This window comes from Leclercia sp. M50 (assembly GCF_037150775.1).
Taxonomy (GTDB): Bacteria; Pseudomonadota; Gammaproteobacteria; order Enterobacterales; family Enterobacteriaceae; genus Enterobacter.
In genome coordinates, this window is sequence record NZ_JBBCPK010000061.1 from 1 (window position 1) to 18,817 (window position 18,817).

Consider the following 18,817-nt stretch of genomic DNA (forward strand, 5'->3'; position numbering starts at 1 on the left):
GTATTTGGGTAGTGACTACGTGGTTAAGTCCAGCGTCGGTCATATCCGCGATCTGCCGACCAGTGGCTCAGCCAAGAAGAGCGCCGACTCTACCTCCACCAAAGGGGCCAAAAAGCCTAAAAAGGATGAACGTAGCGCGCTCGTAAATCGCATGGGAGTTAACCCATGGGATAACTGGCAGGCACAGTACGAAGTACTGCCGGGTAAAGAGAAAGTCGTCTCCGAGCTGAAACAGCTGGCGGAAAAAGCCGACCACATCTATCTCGCAACCGACCTTGACCGCGAAGGGGAGGCCATTGCATGGCACCTGCGGGAAGTGATCGGGGGCGATGACACACGCTACAGCCGCGTAGTGTTTAACGAAATTACTAAAAACGCGATCCGCCAGGCCTTTGAAAAGCCGGGTGAGCTGAATATCGACCGCGTCAACGCTCAGCAGGCGCGCCGCTTTATGGACCGCGTCGTGGGTTACATGGTTTCTCCACTGCTGTGGAAAAAGATTGCGCGTGGACTTTCCGCAGGCCGCGTACAGTCTGTTGCCGTGCGTCTGGTGGTTGAACGGGAACGCGAAATCAAAGCGTTCGTGCCAGAAGAGTTCTGGGAAATTGACGCCAGCGTGACCACGCCGGGCGGCGACACCCTGCCGCTGGAAGTGTCGCACCAGAACGATAAGCCGTTCCGTCCTGAAAATCGCGAACAGACCATGGCCGCGGTAGCGCTGCTGGAAAAAGCGCGCTATCAGGTGCTGGATCGTGAAGACAAACCGACCAGCAGCAAGCCTGGCGCACCGTTTATCACCTCCACATTGCAGCAGGCGGCCAGCACCCGTCTGGGCTATGGCGTGAAAAAAACCATGATGATGGCGCAGCGTCTGTATGAAGCGGGTCACATCACCTATATGCGTACTGACTCTACCAACCTGAGCCAGGACGCCGTCAACATGGTGCGTGATTACATTGGCGACAATTTCGGTAAGAAATACCTGCCGGAAAGCGCCAATCAGTACAACAGCAAAGAGAACTCCCAGGAAGCGCACGAAGCGATTCGTCCTTCTGACGTCTCTGTGCTGGCGGAATCCCTCAAGGATATGGAAGCCGATGCGCAAAAACTGTATCAGCTGATCTGGCGCCAGTTTGTTGCCTGTCAGATGACCCCGGCGCAGTATGACTCCACCACGCTGACCGTCGGCGCGGGTGATTTCCGCCTCAAGGCGCGTGGCCGTATCCTGCGTTTCGATGGCTGGACCAAAGTGATGCCTGCGCTGCGTAAGGGTGATGAAGATAAAACCCTGCCAGCGGTCAACGCCGGGGATGAACTTTCCCTGGTTGAGCTGACCCCGGCTCAGCACTTCACCAAGCCGCCGGCACGCTTCAGCGAAGCCTCGCTGGTGAAAGAGCTGGAAAAACGTGGTATCGGTCGTCCGTCGACCTATGCGTCGATCATCTCGACCATTCAGGATCGCGGCTATGTGCGCACGGAAAACCGCCGTTTCTATGCGGAGAAAATGGGTGAAATCGTCACCGATCGCCTGGAAGATAACTTCCGCGAGCTGATGAACTACGATTTTACCGCGCAGATGGAAAACAGCCTGGACCAGGTGGCTAACCATGAAGCCGAGTGGAAGAAGGTGCTGGATAGCTTCTTCAGCGACTTCACCAAGCAGCTGGATAAAGCGGAAAAAGATCCGGAAGAGGGTGGCATGCAGCCGAACCAGATGGTGCTGACCAGCATCGACTGTCCGACCTGCGGCCGTAAGATGGGTATTCGTACCGCCACGACCGGTGTCTTCCTTGGCTGCTCAGGCTATGCGTTGTCGCCGAAGGAGCGCTGCAAAACCACCATCAACCTGGTGCCGGAAAACGAAGTGCTGAACGTGCTGGAAGGCGACGATGCGGAAACCAACGCATTACGCGCCAAACGCCGCTGCAATAAGTGCGGCACAGCGATGGACAGCTACCTCATCGACCCAAAACGTAAGCTGCATGTCTGCGGTAACAACCCGACCTGCGACGGTTACGAGATTGAAGAGGGTGAGTTCCGCATCAAGGGTTATGACGGTCCGATTGTGGAATGCGAGAAGTGTGGTTCTGAAATGCACCTGAAAATGGGGCGTTTTGGTAAGTACATGGCCTGCACCAATGACGACTGCAAAAACACGCGTAAGATCCTGCGTAACGGTGAAGTGGCACCGCCGAAGGAAGATCCGGTTCCGTTGCCGGAGCTGCCGTGTGAAAAATCCGATGCGTACTTTGTACTGCGTGACGGTGCTGCGGGCGTCTTCCTGGCGGCGAATACCTTCCCGAAATCGCGTGAAACGCGTGCGCCGCTGGTTGAGGAGCTTTACCGCTTCCGCGATCGCCTGCCAGAAAAACTGCGTTACCTGGCTGATGCACCGCAGCAGGATGCAGAAGGTAATAAGACCGTGGTGCGATTTAGCCGTAAAACCAAGCAGCAATATGTCGCTGCTGAGAAAGAGGGTAAAGCCACTGGCTGGTCAGCATTTTATGTTGACGGCAAATGGGTTGAAGGCAAGAAATAGCCTTAATTTACGCTAAGTTACCTCGTAAGGGCCGGTATTCCGGCCCTTTTTTATTACCGGGTTATTATTTTTTGTTCCGGGCTATACAGCAAAGATATAAGTGATATAGTGGTTATAGTTAACCCTTTCTTTATTATCAAATCGTCTTAAGCGATTGCCCGTGTGCGCTAAATCGGATGGTCTGGCATGAAACTACAGCAGCTCCGCTATATCGTTGAGGTGGTCAACCACAACCTTAACGTCTCCTCCACCGCAGAAGGTCTTTACACTTCGCAACCCGGCATCAGTAAGCAGGTACGCATGCTTGAAGATGAGCTGGGGATCCAGATTTTCGCCCGCAGTGGTAAGCATCTTACCCAGGTAACGCCAGCAGGACAGGAGATTATCCGCATCGCCCGCGAAGTGCTGTCGAAGGTTGATGCCATTAAATCCGTTGCCGGAGAGCACACCTGGCCGGATAAAGGCTCGTTGTATATTGCCACCACCCATACTCAGGCGCGCTACGCGTTGCCAGGGGTGATCAAAGGCTTTATCGAGCGCTACCCTCGCGTGTCGTTGCATATGCATCAGGGCTCGCCAACACAGATTGCCGAAGCGGTCTCCAAGGGCAATGCGGACTTTGCCATCGCCACCGAAGCGCTGCATCTGTATGACGATCTGGTGATGCTGCCTTGCTATCACTGGAACCGTTCGATTGTGGTGACGCCGGAACATCCGCTGGCGGCAAAAACGTCGGTGTCCATTGAAGAGCTGGCGCAGTATCCGCTGGTGACATACACCTTCGGCTTTACGGGCCGCTCGGAACTCGATACCGCCTTTAATCGCGCGGGGCTTACGCCGAGGATCGTCTTTACCGCCACCGATGCCGATGTGATCAAAACCTATGTGCGGCTGGGTCTTGGCGTCGGGGTTATCGCCAGCATGGCGGTGGATCCTGTTGCCGATCCGGATTTAGTGCGTCTGGATACCCAGGGCGTATTCGGCCACAGCACGACCAAAATTGGTTTCCGCCGTAGCACCTTCCTGCGTAGCTATATGTATGATTTTATTCAACGATTTGCGCCACATCTGACCCGTGACGTGGTAGATACGGCGGTGGCGCTGCGCTCTAACGACGATATCGAAGCGATGTTTAAAGATATTAAGCTGCCTGAAAAATAATTACCTCCGGTATCTTTCCTTCGGGAGAGATACCGTTATTTCTCAAGACCCGAATTAAATCCCCCCGATCTGCGTTCATTTCTCACAATAACCATAATGTTATGGCGTTTTTTTCATGAGTCAGTTGTAAAAACGTGACAAAAATAGAAAATATTTTGCAGCTATGCAAATCCCACGTTTCATTTATATATTTCCGCTCAAAAGATTAACTATTTCATGCCAGACGATTCGTAAATTCGCTGGATCTTCGACTAAAGTTTCTTTAGGATTTATCTCAACTACGATTACTTATACCAATTGTTTGGTATTCAAATGATAAGCGAAATCGATTGTATGGGGTTAGCAATGCCGTCAGGACGTCAAGAGCCGCAAAGGGACCCAGGACTTAAGCGCAAAGCCTGGCTGACGGTGTTTCTCGGCTCCACCCTGTTTTGGGTAGTGGTGGCTTTACTTATCTGGAAATTCTGGGGTTAAGCATGGCGGTTCAGGGGCGTAGTGAAGCAGTGAAGCCTGTATGTCAGCAGCGTGACACGCGTCGCAAAGTCCGTAATGGATCCACAGGTAACGTCCCGGCATCCTGGAAGCTATCGCCTGTACAACAAGCTTTCATTGATCTCTTCGCAGAAGACGAAGACAAAAAACAATAATTCTTATTATCAGCCCCCGGCGATAATAATCCGATGCGCTTTTGTACTCTTTAATAAATACACATCAGCAATACCGAACTGAGACAAACTCAGCGAGCAATAAATTAATAAAGCGTGGTGCCGCAATGATGAATAATATATCCGGAGCTAAATACTGGTCGTGGATGGCCGCCTTTTCCCTCTCGATCCTCTTCTGGTGTCAGCTAATCTGGCTCACCCTACAGTGAAATGATGAAAGCCTCGCGCCCGCGGGGCTTTTTTATGCCTTCTTTTTGCACTGAATTTGTCCATTTGAGTTGTTATCAAATCGTTACGGTGACGATGTGTTATCTTTAATTACGGCCCTGATAAAAGTCAGGGCATCGCAATCCCGGTAATTAAGGAGGAGCTTATGTCGTTAACCCTACGCGAAGCCAGTAAGGACACATTGCAGGCTGAGAACAAAACCTATCACTACTACAGTCTGCCACTGGCCGCAAAGGAACTTGGGGATATTGCGCGCTTACCCAAGTCACTTAAAGTGTTACTGGAAAACCTCCTGCGCTGGCAGGATGACCTCTCCGTTACGGCTGAGGATATTCACGCCCTGGCCGGATGGTTGCAGAACGCCCACGCCGACCGGGAGATCGCCTATCGTCCGGCCAGGGTGCTGATGCAGGATTTCACCGGCGTCCCGGCGGTGGTTGATCTGGCGGCAATGCGTGAAGCGGTAAAACGCCTGGGGGGCGATACCGCAAAAGTGAACCCGCTCTCCCCGGTTGACCTGGTTATTGACCACTCGGTGACCGTGGACCATTTTGGCGATGATGAGGCGTTTGAAGAGAACGTGCGTCTGGAGATGGAGCGTAACCACGAACGCTATGTGTTTCTGAAGTGGGGCCAGCAGGCGTTCAGTCGCTTCAGCGTCGTCCCACCTGGCACCGGTATCTGCCACCAGGTCAATCTGGAGTATCTCGGCAAAGCGGTGTGGAGTGAACTGCAGGATAAGGAGTGGGTGGCCTACCCCGATACGCTGGTCGGCACGGACTCCCACACCACCATGATCAACGGTCTCGGCGTGCTGGGCTGGGGGGTAGGGGGGATCGAAGCCGAAGCGGCGATGCTCGGCCAGCCGGTTTCAATGCTGATCCCGGATGTGGTCGGCTTTAAGCTGACCGGCAAGCTGCGCGAGGGCATTACCGCCACCGACCTGGTGCTCACCGTCACCCAGATGCTGCGTAAGCACGGCGTGGTGGGTAAGTTTGTAGAATTCTATGGTGACGGCCTCGACTCTCTGCCGCTGGCAGACCGGGCCACTATCGCCAATATGGCGCCTGAATATGGCGCTACCTGCGGTTTCTTCCCCATTGACGGCGTGACGCTGGAGTATATGCGCCTTAGCGGTCGCAGCAGCGAGCAGGTCGCGCTGGTGGAAGCCTACGCCAAAGCACAGGGGATGTGGCGTAATCCGGGCGATGAACCGGTGTTCACCAGCACCCTGGCGCTGGATATGGGCGATGTAGAGGCCAGCGTCGCCGGGCCGAAACGTCCCCAGGACCGGGTGGCTTTGCCGGATGTACCTAAGGCGTTTGCCGCCAGCACTGAACTGGAGGTCAATACCGCACAGAAGGATCGCCGGCCCATTGATTACGTCATGAACGGCCAGCAGTACCAACTCCCGGACGGCGCGGTTGCGATCGCGGCCATCACCTCCTGCACCAACACCTCGAACCCCAGCGTCCTGATGGCGGCGGGGCTGCTGGCGAAAAAAGCGGTTACCCTCGGCCTGAAACGCCAGCCATGGGTTAAAGCCTCGCTGGCCCCGGGCTCGAAAGTGGTCTCCGATTATCTGGCGCAGGCCCGCCTGACGCCGTATCTTGATGAACTGGGCTTTAACCTGGTGGGCTACGGGTGTACCACCTGTATCGGCAACTCTGGGCCGCTGCCGGAACCTATCGAGACAGCAATCAAGCAGGGCGATCTGACGGTAGGGGCGGTGCTCTCGGGCAACCGTAACTTTGAAGGACGTATCCATCCGCTGATTAAAACCAACTGGCTGGCCTCTCCGCCGCTGGTGGTGGCCTATGCGCTGGCGGGCAACATGAATATCAATCTGGCAACCGATCCGCTGGGATACGATCGCAAAGGGGATCCGGTTTATCTGAAAGATATCTGGCCATCGGCACAGGAAATTGCCCTTGCGGTTGAAAAAGTGTCCACCGACATGTTCCGCAAAGAGTACGCCGAAGTGTTTGAAGGCACGCCGGAGTGGAAAACCATTGAAGTGGCGCGCTCAGATACCTATAGCTGGCAGGAGGATTCCACTTATATCCGTCTCTCCCCGTTCTTTGACGAGATGCTGGCAGAACCCAAACCGCTGGAAGATATCCACGGCGCGCGCGTGCTGGCCATCCTCGGTGACTCGGTGACCACCGACCATATCTCCCCGGCAGGCAGTATCAAAGCGGATAGCCCGGCAGGACGTTATCTCCAGAGTCGTGGCGTAGAGCGACGGGACTTCAACTCCTACGGTTCGCGTCGCGGCAACCATGAAGTGATGATGCGTGGCACCTTCGCTAATATTCGTATCCGCAACGAGATGGTGCCTGGGGTGGAAGGCGGAATGACACGCTATCTGCCCGGAACCGAAGTGATCTCAATCTATGATGCGGCGATGAAATATCAGCAGGATGGCATCCCGCTGGCGGTCATTGCCGGGAAAGAGTACGGCTCCGGATCAAGCCGCGACTGGGCAGCAAAAGGACCCAGGTTGCTCGGTGTACGCGTCGTTATCGCCGAATCGTTTGAGCGTATCCACCGTTCAAACCTGATCGGGATGGGGATTTTACCTCTGGAGTTCCCGGAGGGGGTATCGCGTAAAACCCTGGGGCTGACGGGTGAGGAGCGCATTGACATTGCGGATCTGCAGAACCTGACGCCTGGCGCCACCGTGCCGGTCAAACTGACGCGAGCTGATGGGCAAACCGAGGTGGTGAACTGCCGCTGTCGTATCGATACCGCGACGGAGCTCACCTACTACCAGAACGACGGCATTTTGCACTATGTCATTCGTAATATGCTGAACTAAAAGAAAATCAGCCCGGCATAAATTGCCGGGCTGTTGTTTTTACTTGTTAAGCAGATGACCTAGCTTGGCCGCTTTGGTATCCAGATAGTGTTCGTTTTTCGGGTTACGCCCCACAATCAGCGGCACACGTTCAACGATGTTGATCCCGGCTTCGGTCAGGATCTCCACCTTCCGCGGGTTATTGGTCAGCAGACGCACTTCATCGACGCCCAGCAGCTTGAACATATCCGCGCACAGGGTGAAATCACGTTCATCGGCAGCAAAGCCCAACTGGTGATTAGCTTCAACCGTATCGTAGCCTTGATCCTGCAACGCATAGGCGCGGATCTTATTCAGCAGACCGATGTTGCGGCCCTCCTGACGGTGATACAGCAGAATGCCCCGGCCCTCTTCGGCGATGCGCGACAGGGCAGCTTCAAGTTGAAAACCACAATCGCAGCGCAGGCTAAACAGGGCATCACCCGTAAGACACTCAGAATGAACGCGAGCCAGAACCGGCGTCTGCCCGGACGTATCGCCGAAGACTAACGCGACATGATCCTGCCCGGTTGCCAGTTCTTCAAAGCCCACCATCAGGAAATCGCCCCAGGGGGTTGGCAGATTGGCTTCTGCCACACGTTTAAGCTGCATGTGATTCTCCAGAAAATGCTGACACGCCTTGTGTCTGTCGCCTGTTTGGCTGTCGGTATGTTCTTATTTTGCCACAAGCTGCACGGGTTCACCTAATCACTGCCGGCTTAACGAACGTTAAACGCACAATCCGACATTTTTACGCAGTTCTGATTTTTCGGTTATGATTGTGAGGCTTATCGGAAAAAGGAGACGACATGCTTTCAATTGCCCGCCGCACGGCGGTTGGCGCGGGGATATTGCTCATTATGCCTGCGGCCTTATGGATAACGGGCTGGCAGTGGCAGCCAGGCACGAATAGCGGATGGTTGAAGGTGCTGTTCTGGATAACGGAGACCGTCACCCAGCCCTGGGGAATTATTACGCATACGCTACTCTGCGGCTGGTTTTTGTGGTGCCTGCGTTTCCGCCTGCGGGCAGCCGTCATGCTTTTTGCCATCCTTGCGGGGGTCATTCTGGTGGGTCAGGGCGTTAAATCCCTGGTAAAAGATCGGGTGCAGGAGCCGCGTCCTTTCGTGGTCTGGCTGGAAAAAACTCACCATGTCCCGGTCAACGACTTCTACAATTTAAAGCGTAAAGCGCGCGGTGAGCTGGTAGAAGAACAGCTTGCTGAACAACAGACTATTCCCACTTTTTTACGTAAACACTGGCAGAAAGAGACCGGTTTTGCTTTCCCGTCCGGGCATACCATGTTCGCGGCAAGCTGGGCGTTACTGGGGATAGGGTTGCTGTGGCCGCGTCGGCGCACGGTCACTATCGTGGTATTGCTGGTCTGGGCGACGGGCGTGATGGGAAGCCGCTTGCTGCTTGGCATGCACTGGCCGCGGGATCTGGTGGTCGCCACATTGATTTCCTGGCTGTTGATCACCTGTGCGACCTGGCTTGCTCAGCGATTCTGTGGCCCGCTCACGCCTCCGGCTGAAGAGAAGCGGGAAATTGCCGACAGAGAGCAAGAAAGCTGACTGAGGTTGAAATTATTATATTAAGCCGCAGATCTGGACGTGGCGCGACGCTTTTTCCGTTTCGCGCCCGTCCTGAAAATGGTAGTTTATAAGGCTGGTTACGCTATGGTGAACACTCTTTATTCGCTTAAACCACATAACGGGAAGTAATGTGAAATATTTACTCATTTTCTTACTGGTGTTGGCGATTTTTGTCATTTCCGTCACATTGGGTGCGCAAAACGATCAACAGGTAACGTTTAATTATCTGCTGGCGCAAGGCGAATATCGGATATCCAGCCTCCTGGCGGTTCTGTTTGCTGCCGGGTTTGTTATCGGCTGGCTGATTTGCGGTCTGTTCTGGCTTAAAGTTCGGGTAACACTCGCCCGGGCTGAACGAAAGATTAAACGTCATGAAAACCAAATTGCGCCTCCGGCCGACGTTCCGGTAAGTTCAGGTGTGCCGGTAGCGAAGGAATAATCTAAGATGCTGGAGTTGTTGTTTCTGCTTTTGCCTGTAGCCGCAGCCTATGGCTGGTATATGGGCCGCAGAAGTGCGCAACAAACAAAGCAGGATGAGGCGAACCGTCTTTCTCGCGACTATGTCGCCGGGGTTAACTTCCTTCTGAGCAACCAACAGGATAAAGCGGTCGATCTGTTCCTTGAGATGTTGAAAGAGGATACCGGTACCGTTGAAGCCCACCTTACGCTCGGTAATCTGTTCCGCTCCCGCGGTGAAGTCGACCGCGCTATCCGCATCCACCAGACCTTAATGGAGAGCGCCTCATTAACCTATGAGCAGCGTTTGCTGGCGGTACAACAGCTGGGCCGTGACTACATGGCGGCCGGCCTCTACGATCGCGCCGAAGAGATGTTCAAGCAGCTGGTGGATGAAACCGATTTTCGCATCAGCGCCCTGCAGCAGTTGCTGCAGATTTACCAGGCCACCAGCGAATGGCAGAAAGCGATCGACGTTGCTGAACGTCTGGTGAAGCTCGGCAAAGATAAACAGCGCGTTGAAATTGGCCACTTTTACTGTGAACTCGCCCTGCAACAGATGGGCAGCGAAGATATGGACAAAGCCATGGCGCTTCTTCGCAAGGGTGCCGCCGCGGATCGCAGCAGCGCGCGCGTCTCCATCATGATGGGGCGCGTCTATATGGCGAAAGGGGATTACCAGAAGGCGGTGGAGAGCCTGCTCCGGGTTATCGATCAGGATAAAGAGCTGGTCAGCGAAACCCTGGAGATGTTGCAAACCTGCTATCAGCAGCTGGGCATGACCTCAGAGTGGGTGGCTTTCCTGCGCCGTTGCGTGGAAGAGAACACCGGGGCGACAGCGGAGCTGATGCTGGCGGATGTGGTTCAGGAACACGAAGGCAGTGATACGGCGCAGGTCTACATTACCCGCCAGCTGCAGCGCCATCCCACCATGCGCGTCTTCCATAAGTTGATGGATTATCACCTGAACGAGGCAGAAGAGGGGCGCGCCAAAGAGAGCCTGATGGTGCTGCGCGACATGGTAGGCGAGCAGGTGCGCAGCAAGCCGCGCTATCGCTGCCAGAAGTGTGGTTTTACGGCCTATACCCTCTACTGGCACTGTCCGTCATGCCGCGCCTGGTCCACTATTAAGCCAATTCGCGGCCTCGATGGGCAGTAATTTTTAAAAAGGCTTAATTTAGTTACAACATACTAATTAAGGTTAAACACTGGGTCCGTGCGCGCTGTAGTCTGGCAGGAAAGAAAATGTAACCTGTTAATTTTTGTGGTGCGCAGGTAGAATGCTCGCCGTTTAACATTCCCGCGCCGATGCGGCGCCCATCGACGAGAAGGTCCGGTCATGACGTCTGTAGCTTCATCTTCCTCCCGCGTAGTTACTGAATCTCCTGTTGTTGTCGCTCTGGATTACAACAATCGCGACAATGCCCTGGCGTTCGTTGATCGAATTGATCCGCAAGACTGCCGCCTGAAAATCGGTAAAGAGATGTTCACGCTTTTTGGTCCGCAAATTGTTCGGGATATGCAGCAGCGCGGATTTGATGTCTTTCTGGATCTGAAATTCCACGATATTCCTAACACCACGGCCCATGCGGTTGCGGCTGCGGCTGAGCTTGGAGTCTGGATGGTGAACGTTCACGCCTCCGGCGGGGCGCGTATGATGACCGCCGCTCGCGAAGCGCTGTTACCCTTCGGTAAAGAGGCCCCATTGCTGATTGCCGTTACCGTGCTGACCAGCATGGAAGCCAGCGATCTGCTGGACCTTGGCGTGACGTTGTCACCGGCAGAGCATGCCGAACGTCTGGCCCGCCTGACGCACTCCTGTGGCCTTGATGGCGTCGTCTGCTCTGCTCAAGAAGCCGTTCGCTTCAAAAGTGCCATCGGACAGGATTTCAAGCTGGTCACGCCGGGCATCCGTCCCCAGGGGAGCGATGCAGGCGATCAGCGCCGCATCATGACCCCAGAACAGGCGCTGGCGGCGGGCGTGGACTATATGGTTATTGGTCGACCGGTCACCCAGTCAGCCGATCCGGCACAAACCCTGAAAGCTATCAACGCATCACTTCAGAAGGGGGCGTAATGCGCGACACTAACAGTCGCCTGGTCTATTCGACAGAAACCGGGCGCATTGATGAGCCAAAAGAGATCGCTGAGCGACCAAAAGGTGATGGCATTGTACGTATTCAACGCCAGACCAGCGGACGTAAAGGGAAGGGCGTATCGCTGATCACCGGAATTGACGCCGACGATGCCACCCTTACGCAGATTGCCGCAGAATTGAAGAAAAAATGCGGATGCGGCGGCTCAGTTAAAGATGGCGTTATTGAGATCCAGGGCGATAAGCGGGATCTCATTAAATCCCTCCTGGAAGCAAAAGGGATGAAAGTGAAATTAGCGGGCGGTTAACGTACCGCCAAAACAAATAAGCCACGGTCGAGACCGTGGCTTATTGTTTTTATTTTGAGATAGCGCCAGAACAGCAGGGCGTCATCAAATGACTGCGGTGGCAATCGGTAGGTTATTTAACCTGGTGACCGATGATCCCACCCACTGCAGCACCACCCAGGGTACCCAGCGTGCTACCGTCAGTTAAGACGGAACCACCGATTGCGCCAGCACCCGCACCAATCGCGGTATTACGGTCTTGTCTGCTCATGCCGGAGCACGCGCTCAGGGATAATGCCAGCGTAACGGCCAGCATAGCAGCGGATAATTTTTTGCTGTTAAAAGTCATAATTCATTCTCCTGAAGTATTGATCCACGGAAATCATTTCGCTTAAATGGTTATCAATCCCCCTCAAGCGCGTTATTCCATGAAACTTGATTGCGCAGGCGTTACAAGATCACGCAGGTGATAGTTACTTCCTGTTATATCGCTAACAATAATTTTACGTCTTTATTACTGATCCGACAGGTAAATAGTCTTAAACGGGGGTTCAGAAAAGTCTCAGAGCGAAGGGGCAGAAAAATGACGCCCGATATTCGGGCGTTAGAGTAGGGTCAGGCAGGTTTTTTGACGATATCGACGGTTAAGCCGTCTTGCTGCAGATTAGCGATGTGCGCCTGTTTAATGCCCTCGTCGGTAATAACCCGGCTGAAGCGAGAGACCGGGCCCATGGTATAAGGGTGAACCGCACCGAATTTTGAGCTGTCGGTGAGCACAATGGTCTCGCCGCCTTTCTCCAGCACCGCATTTACCACATCCGAGCGCATCATGTCCCGTCCGGTAAAGCCGGTATCAGGCAACCAGCCATCAATGCCGATAAATGCCTTGTTGAAATGGACCTGCTGCACATACTGACGGGTAAGCGGGCCAACCATGCTTTCGCTTTTTTTCTGGTAAATGCCGCCGAGCAAAATCACTTCGCTGCGCGTCTCCTTCAGAAGATGCGCTATATAGCTGCTCACCGTCACGATGGTAACCTCTTCTTTCTGGTCGGCCAGCGTGCGCGCGAGAAGGGCATTGCAGCTGCCGTTCTCGATAAACACCGTTTCGCCATTATTCACCAGAGACGCGGCAAACTCCGCCAGCTCGCGTTTCAGCGCATAGTTGTTCATCATCCGCGTTTCAACATCTTCGCTGTCCAGCGGGACGGCGTAACCGTGCGCGCGACGGAGATAGCTCATTTTTTCCAGAAGATTGAGATCCTGGCGGATGGTGACTTCTGACACGCCGGTCGCTTTTGCCAGATCAACGACACTCACACGCCCTGTATCGATCACCATCTGTAATATTACTTGTTGTCGGGAGTTCATAGCATCCATATTAAAACGGCATCGCCGTTAGTTGAAAACTGACATAAACACGAGAGATGGATCGAGCCTTAAACTTCCCAGGGGGATTTAGGCGATACTGCCTCGGGGTTTTTCTGCTCGCCCGCCTGGGTCAGTAATTCTGATTTTAATATCTCGAGATTACGAAGAGCAGAGTTCACATCGCCTGCGACCAGAATATCCAGCACAGTATCAATACGTTGCGCCACTTTCAGTGCATCGATATCAGACATAATCTCATCCCTAAATGAAAAGTGAATAAATTCAATGATGCAGAAATTGAAGGCAAAAGAGAAGGGAAAAAGTGAGCTAACGAAAGCCCATTAATGGTAGTGATATTTTGATGCTTCTTTATACGTAGGAATTATGTAGTGGATTAGTCTAACTCTGCGCGCAAGGCGCTTTTTTCTATGAGGAATTAGACTATGACAATTATCAATCAGGCAACCTGTAAACTGTTCACTGATTCTGCACGATTCACTCAGCTCGCCGGCTATTACGAGGAGGAGAGACGTACCGTGTGGATGATGTTACGGGCCCAGCCGCGTCCCTGCTTCAATCATGCGCTTATAGAGGAGATTATGAACCTGTCCTGGCTGGTGCGTCAGTCCGGGTTTGAGGTTGATTTCTGGGTGACCGGTTCGCTGGTGCCCGATATGTATAATACTGGCGGCGATTTACGCTTCTTTGTCGAGTGCATTGAGAACGGGCGTCGGGAAGCGCTTCGGGCCTATGCCCGCGCCTGTGTGGACTGTGTCCACGCCGCATCGCGGGGATTTGATACCGGGGCGATCACCCTGTCGATGGTAGAGGGCAGTGCCCTTGGCGGTGGCTTTGAAGCGGCGCTGGCGCACCACTTTTTACTGGCGCAACGGGATGCCCGCTTAGGGTTTCCTGAAATCGCCTTTAACCTGTTCCCCGGGATGGGAGGCTACTCGCTGGTTGCCCGCCGCTCTGGTATGAAACTGGCAGAAGAGCTGATCTATAAAGGGGAGTCGCACACTGCGGAATGGTATGAGCAGCAGGGTCTGGTGGACGTGCTGTTCGAACCCGGTCAGGGCTACGTGGCGACGCGGACCTTCATCGACACGTTACAACCCAAAATGAATGGCGTCAGAGCGATGCTGCGCGCCCGCCAGCGGGTATTGCAGCTGCCGCGCAGTGAGCTGATGGACATCACGGAAGATTGGGTAGATGCCGCATTCTGCCTGCAACCTAAGGACGTGGCCTATATGCAGCGGCTGGTGCTGTTGCAGGACCGCCACACGGCATCGGGGCTGCGTAAAGCCAGCTAGCGCGCATTCCGTGACTGATAACGTTTAAACCATCGCTCGAAAGCGACAGCGGGCATGGGCTTAGCAAACAGAAATCCCTGTCGTTCATTGACGCCGTTCTTCGTCAGAAAGGCGTCTTCTTTCGCACTCTCGACCCCTTCGGCAATCACCTGCAAATTCAGCGCCTGAGCGACTGCAACGATCGCGCGCACCAGCGATTGCGACACCGACTGCTTATGGATATCCCGGACAAATGCCTGGTCGAGCTTAATGGCATCGATGGGAAAACGCGCCAGTTGCGACAGCGACGAATAACCGGTTCCGAAATCATCAAGGTGGATCTGCGCCCCCAGCTGGCTGAACTGCTGGATCACCGACAGCGCCAGCTCTTCGTTTTCAATCAGGCAGCTTTCGGTCAATTCAACGTCAATGGGGCAATATTCAAAGTTGAGATCCTTCAGCGCCTGTTTCAGATCGCTGAAAATCGTCTGGTCTGCCAGCTGGCGGGCCGAAACGTTGACCGCCACGCGTAAATTGATGCCTTTATCGCGCCATTTGGCAACCTGACGAACCACATCCAGCATCACCCAACGCCCCAATGGAACGATGAGTCCGGACTCTTCGGCGTAGGAGATAAACTCCAGTGGCGGGATCAGTCCGCGCTCCGGAGACTGCCAACGCACCAGCGCTTCGAGGGTTCTCACCTCGCCACGCCAGGTAATTTTGGGCTGGTAGTGGATCACCAGCTGATCATTCTCCAGCGCCTTGCGCAGATTGGTGTCCAGCCACAGATATTCAAATACGCGCTGATTCATTTCCGGGGAGAAAACGCAGAACTTGCCGCGTCCGTTCTCTTTCGCGGTATACATGGCCGTATCGGCGTTGCGTATCACGCTTTCCCGATCGGTGCCGTGCTGCGGCGCGAGGGAGATCCCCAGCGAACAGCCGGTGTAGACTTCAATTAAACCAATCCGGAAAGGCTGACGCAGGCGGGTGAGGATCCGCGAAGCCATGGCCTCGAGCGCACCCTGTGACGTACCGGTTGCCAGCACGATAAACTCGTCGCCGCCCAGACGCGCAAGGACCTGCCCGTCCTCCAGACAACTGAGGATAGCCAGCGCCACCGCCTGCAGCAGCTGATCGCCAAACATATGCCCGTAGGCATCATTCACTTTTTTGAAATTATCGAGGTCAAGATAGACCACGCCCACCTGGCCATCGCCACGGGTTTCAATCGCTTCGCTGATCAGATCGTGGATAGCGTTGCGGTTTGGCAGGCCGGTAATGGTGTCGGTATTGGCAAGTACACGAAGACGTTCCTGGGCACGGCGTTCTTCAGTGATATCCGTACCGGAACAGATAAGGAATATTTCATTTTTTCCGCTGCCGCTGTGCACGAATTTATTACGGAATAAAAACAAACGCTGCCCTTTGCGGGTTTTAATCCAGCGTTCCACTTCATAGGAGCTGCCGTCCCGAAAAAAACCGCTGATATTACGCCGGGAAGCCGCTGCCTCGCTGCGGCTCATAAACAGTTTAAAGACGTTCTGACCGATAACCTCGTGCTCTTTCATCCCGGTATATTCTTCGCTCAGGCGGTTGAAGCGTTGAATATTGCCGTGCCGGTCGAGAATAACGATGACCGAGTTGGCCTCTGAAACCACCTGCTCGGCAAAGGATAACCCCTGCGCCAGATCGCGGGCGACGGAAGGGGTGTCGTTCCAGGCGGAGGCGGTACCGGTCCACTCTTTTTTATTGATCTTACGTCCCACCAGGTGCACTGGCACCTCGGTTCCGTAGAGGGAGAGCGTCATGGTAATGCTGGAGGTAATAACCGTCATCTGGCGAATGCTGTTGGCCTGCTCGTCATTCAGCGCCACAACCTGCGTGGTATCGGCGCTTTCGCTGGCCGCAAGATGGAGCGCGTTACTGTCCGCCGTCAGTCGCCACCAGGGACTGTGGGTGCCCATGTAACGAAACAGCAAATTTTGCTCCAGATCGTCAATCATGCTCTCTCCCAGGCGCACTTAATTGCACACACTGTGCATTTTCAGTCGGTTTTACCGTGCTTAAATAACGGTAAACCCGAACTAAACTTATTGTTTTTTCCCAGTATTCTTATATTAGAACGAGATCGGCAAAAAAGGATACAGGCGAATGAATATTCTGGTGACACGTTAAAGCATTCACCAGACTGTCATGAATAAGTGTGATCGCTTTTCGCAATTTAGGGGAGAAAAAGATAAGTAAAAATGATGAATTTGACGTTAACGCAAAAAAAGTCGGTTCCCTCAAATGAGGTGAACCGACTTTTAAGCACTCAATAATCAGACGGCAGGGCGGGCAATAATGCTGCGTGTTTCCATGCGCACTTCAGCAATAGTGACGTCGATAACTTCGGTCACTTTATAGGCCACTTCGCCCTTGATTTGCACGGTGCCGTTTTCCTGGCTGCAGACCAGCTCGTCACGTACGGCGTGCAGGAACGGCGCAGGAATAAAGGCCACGGCGCCATTATCCACCAGACGCACACGCATGCCGCCACGGCTGACATCGATGATCTCCGCCGCGAAACGGGTCTCCGTTCCGGCTTTGTCTTTCAGGAACCGGGCGTAGAGCCAGTCACCGACGTCGCGTTCAGCCATGCGGTTAAGGCGACGGCGCTCGGCCATCTGCACCGTGGCTTCGTCCTGTGGACGGGCAATGGTTTCGCCTTTAACGATCGCTTTCAGCAGGCGGTGGTTAATCATATCGCCATACTTACGAATCGGTGAGGTCCAGGTGGCGTAGGCTTCCAGCCCCAGACCAAAGTGCGGGCCAGGTTCGGTGCTGATCTCAGCGAAAGACCGGAAGCGACGAATGCGGCTATCCAGGAAACCAGACGGCTGGGCATCCAGTTCACGGCGCAGCTTGCAGAAGCCATTCAGGGTCAGAACTTCCTGCGGATCCACATGCACGTCATGGGTTTTCAGCAGGGCCGCCAGGGCTTCGCTGTTAGCCGGATCAAACCCGGTGTGCACATTATAGATACCGAAACCGAGTTTGTCGCGCAGTACGCGGGCCGCGCAGATGTTCGCCGCAATCATCGACTCTTCAACGATGCGGTTAGCAATGCGACGCGGCTCCGCCACGATATCCAGCACTTCGCCTTTCTCACCAAGAATGAAACGGTAGTCTGGGCGATCCTTAAAGACCAGCGCATGGGTCTTACGCCATTCGCTACGGCTCAGACAGACACGGTGCAGCAGGCGGATCTGGTCGGCAATGGCCTCATTCTCAGGCTGCCAGCTACCGCTGTTTTCCAGCCAGTCAGAGACCTCGTCGTACACCAGCTTGGCTTTAGACTCGATCAGCGCAGCAAAGAACTCAATGTTCTCTTCGATAGTGCCATCGGCAGCTATGGACATGCGGCAGGCCAGTACCGGGCGCACTTCGTTAGCGCGCAGCGAGCAGAGATTATCCGACAGCTCGCGCGGCAGCATCGGGATGTTGAAGCCTGGCAGATAGTTGGTAAAGGCACGGATTTTCGCCGCGTCATCCAGCGGGGTACCTTCCGCGATCCAGGCTGTCGGATCGGCAATCGCTACGGTTAGCAGCAGTTTACCGTCAGCCTGCTCTTCAACATACAGCGCATCGTCCATATCTTCGGTGCTGGCGCTGTCGATGGTGACAAAATTCAGGGCAGTCAGATCGCGACGCTCAAGACCTTCGTCCAGCATGTCAGTCGCTGCGCCTTCTGGCGCCTCTTTTTCCAGATTATGGCGGGCAAGGGTGACCCACCACGGTACGAAATGGTCTTCACCGAAGGTGATAAACTGGGTGAGTTCGGCATAAAAACCGCGATCGCCCTTCAGAGGGTGACGGCGCATTTCTGCTACGGCCCAGTCACCTTCTTTAAAATCATGCGTCACGCCACGCTCAGCGCGGCAGGGGATGGCGTCTTTCAGCAGAGGATGGTCCGGAATGATGGACAGACGGTCATCTTTTCTCAGCACCTTACCCACAAAACGGGTCAGGAACGGTTCAATTAATTCTTCAGGCTCGGCTGATTCACGATCCTTTTCGCTATGGATCACGGCCGTAATGCGATCGCCGTGCATCACTTTCTTCATCTGCGGAGGCGGAATGAAGTAACTTTTCTGCGCATCGACTTCTAGGAAGCCAAAGCCTTTTTCCGTGGCTTTTACGACCCCTTCAGCACGTGGCGTCTGGGAATGCAGTTGCTGTTTAAGCTGCGCTAGCAGCGGGTTGTCCTGGAGCATAGTGATCTATTTTCGTAGCCATTGAGC

The 18,817-nt window shown here is 54.2% G+C and carries 17 protein-coding genes; 11 read left to right on the forward strand and 6 right to left on the reverse strand.

Annotated features, from left to right (window positions below; translation table 11 throughout):
* The 5 genes from topA to acnA all read left to right on the forward strand — a co-directional run.
* The coding region (topA, locus tag WFM46_RS15280) for a type I DNA topoisomerase (RefSeq protein ID WP_336997952.1) at positions 1-2,539 on the forward strand (2,539 nt) is incomplete at its 5' end.
* A gap of 186 nt (positions 2,540-2,725) precedes the next feature.
* A complete protein-coding gene (gene cysB / locus WFM46_RS15285) occupies positions 2,726-3,700 on the forward strand; it encodes an HTH-type transcriptional regulator CysB (RefSeq protein WP_103179887.1) in 975 nt (324 codons plus the stop codon).
* 333 nt (positions 3,701-4,033) lie between these two features.
* On the forward strand, positions 4,034-4,174 hold the full coding sequence (locus tag WFM46_RS15290; protein ID WP_336997959.1) for a YmiA family putative membrane protein: 141 nt from the start codon (positions 4,034-4,036) through the stop codon (positions 4,172-4,174).
* A gap of 298 nt (positions 4,175-4,472) precedes the next feature.
* Entirely contained in the window at positions 4,473-4,574 is a 102-nt protein-coding gene (gene ymiC, locus WFM46_RS15295) for a small membrane protein YmiC (protein WP_231568169.1), read from the forward strand.
* Between the two features lie 164 nt (positions 4,575-4,738).
* Entirely contained in the window at positions 4,739-7,414 is a 2,676-nt protein-coding gene (gene acnA, locus WFM46_RS15300) for an aconitate hydratase AcnA (RefSeq protein ID WP_156654652.1), read from the forward strand.
* A gap of 39 nt (positions 7,415-7,453) precedes the next feature.
* Here acnA and ribA read toward each other — a convergent pair whose 3' ends face one another.
* The gene (gene ribA, locus WFM46_RS15305; RefSeq protein WP_168192025.1) at positions 7,454-8,044 is read right to left on the reverse strand and encodes a GTP cyclohydrolase II; all 591 of its coding nucleotides are present in this window, start codon (positions 8,042-8,044) and stop codon (positions 7,454-7,456) included.
* Between the two features lie 197 nt (positions 8,045-8,241).
* Here ribA and pgpB point away from each other — a divergent pair, with 197 nt between their 5' ends.
* The 5 genes from pgpB to yciH all read left to right on the forward strand — a co-directional run bounded on the left by pgpB (position 8,242) and on the right by yciH (position 11,886).
* Entirely contained in the window at positions 8,242-9,006 is a 765-nt protein-coding gene (gene pgpB, locus WFM46_RS15310; RefSeq protein WP_336997953.1) for a phosphatidylglycerophosphatase B, read from the forward strand.
* A gap of 151 nt (positions 9,007-9,157) precedes the next feature.
* Complete coding sequence (locus WFM46_RS15315) at positions 9,158-9,466, forward strand: LapA family protein (RefSeq protein ID WP_336997954.1); 309 nt, start codon at positions 9,158-9,160, stop codon at positions 9,464-9,466.
* A 6-nt stretch (positions 9,467-9,472) separates the two neighbouring features.
* The gene (gene lapB / locus WFM46_RS15320) at positions 9,473-10,642 is read left to right on the forward strand and encodes a lipopolysaccharide assembly protein LapB (protein ID WP_103179882.1); all 1,170 of its coding nucleotides are present in this window, start codon (positions 9,473-9,475) and stop codon (positions 10,640-10,642) included.
* A gap of 180 nt (positions 10,643-10,822) precedes the next feature.
* Positions 10,823-11,560: an orotidine-5'-phosphate decarboxylase gene (pyrF, locus tag WFM46_RS15325; protein ID WP_103179881.1), complete on the forward strand. Its 738-nt coding sequence runs from the start codon at positions 10,823-10,825 to the stop codon at positions 11,558-11,560.
* Positions 11,560-11,886: a stress response translation initiation inhibitor YciH gene (gene yciH, locus WFM46_RS15330; RefSeq protein WP_336997955.1), complete on the forward strand. Its 327-nt coding sequence runs from the start codon at positions 11,560-11,562 to the stop codon at positions 11,884-11,886. Before pyrF ends, yciH begins: the two co-directional genes overlap by 1 nt.
* Before the next feature lie 112 nt (positions 11,887-11,998).
* On the opposite strand, the gene osmB is transcribed toward yciH, so the two are convergent.
* From osmB to yciZ, 3 genes are all read right to left on the reverse strand, one after another.
* Positions 11,999-12,214, reverse strand: coding sequence for an osmotically-inducible lipoprotein OsmB (gene osmB, locus WFM46_RS15335; protein WP_103179879.1), 216 nt, complete (start codon positions 12,212-12,214; stop codon positions 11,999-12,001).
* A 266-nt stretch (positions 12,215-12,480) separates the two neighbouring features.
* Entirely contained in the window at positions 12,481-13,236 is a 756-nt protein-coding gene (yciT, locus tag WFM46_RS15340; protein WP_103179878.1) for a DNA-binding transcriptional regulator YciT, read from the reverse strand.
* A 68-nt stretch (positions 13,237-13,304) separates the two neighbouring features.
* Positions 13,305-13,487, reverse strand: coding sequence for a protein YciZ/DeoL (gene yciZ / locus WFM46_RS15345; protein ID WP_103179877.1), 183 nt, complete (start codon positions 13,485-13,487; stop codon positions 13,305-13,307).
* 192 nt (positions 13,488-13,679) lie between these two features.
* Between yciZ and WFM46_RS15350 the strand changes: the two genes are divergently transcribed.
* Positions 13,680-14,549: a crotonase/enoyl-CoA hydratase family protein gene (locus WFM46_RS15350; RefSeq protein ID WP_103179876.1), complete on the forward strand. Its 870-nt coding sequence runs from the start codon at positions 13,680-13,682 to the stop codon at positions 14,547-14,549.
* On the opposite strand, the gene pdeR is transcribed toward WFM46_RS15350, so the two are convergent.
* Positions 14,546-16,537 carry a cyclic di-GMP phosphodiesterase gene (pdeR, locus tag WFM46_RS15355; protein WP_156654648.1) on the reverse strand — a complete coding sequence of 664 codons (1,992 nt, stop codon included), beginning with the start codon at positions 16,535-16,537 and terminating at the stop codon, positions 14,546-14,548. The genes WFM46_RS15350 and pdeR overlap by 4 nt on opposite strands.
* Before the next feature lie 318 nt (positions 16,538-16,855).
* Positions 16,856-18,790, reverse strand: coding sequence for an exoribonuclease II (locus tag WFM46_RS15360; protein ID WP_336997956.1), 1,935 nt, complete (start codon positions 18,788-18,790; stop codon positions 16,856-16,858).
* Positions 18,791-18,817 lie beyond the last annotated feature (27 nt).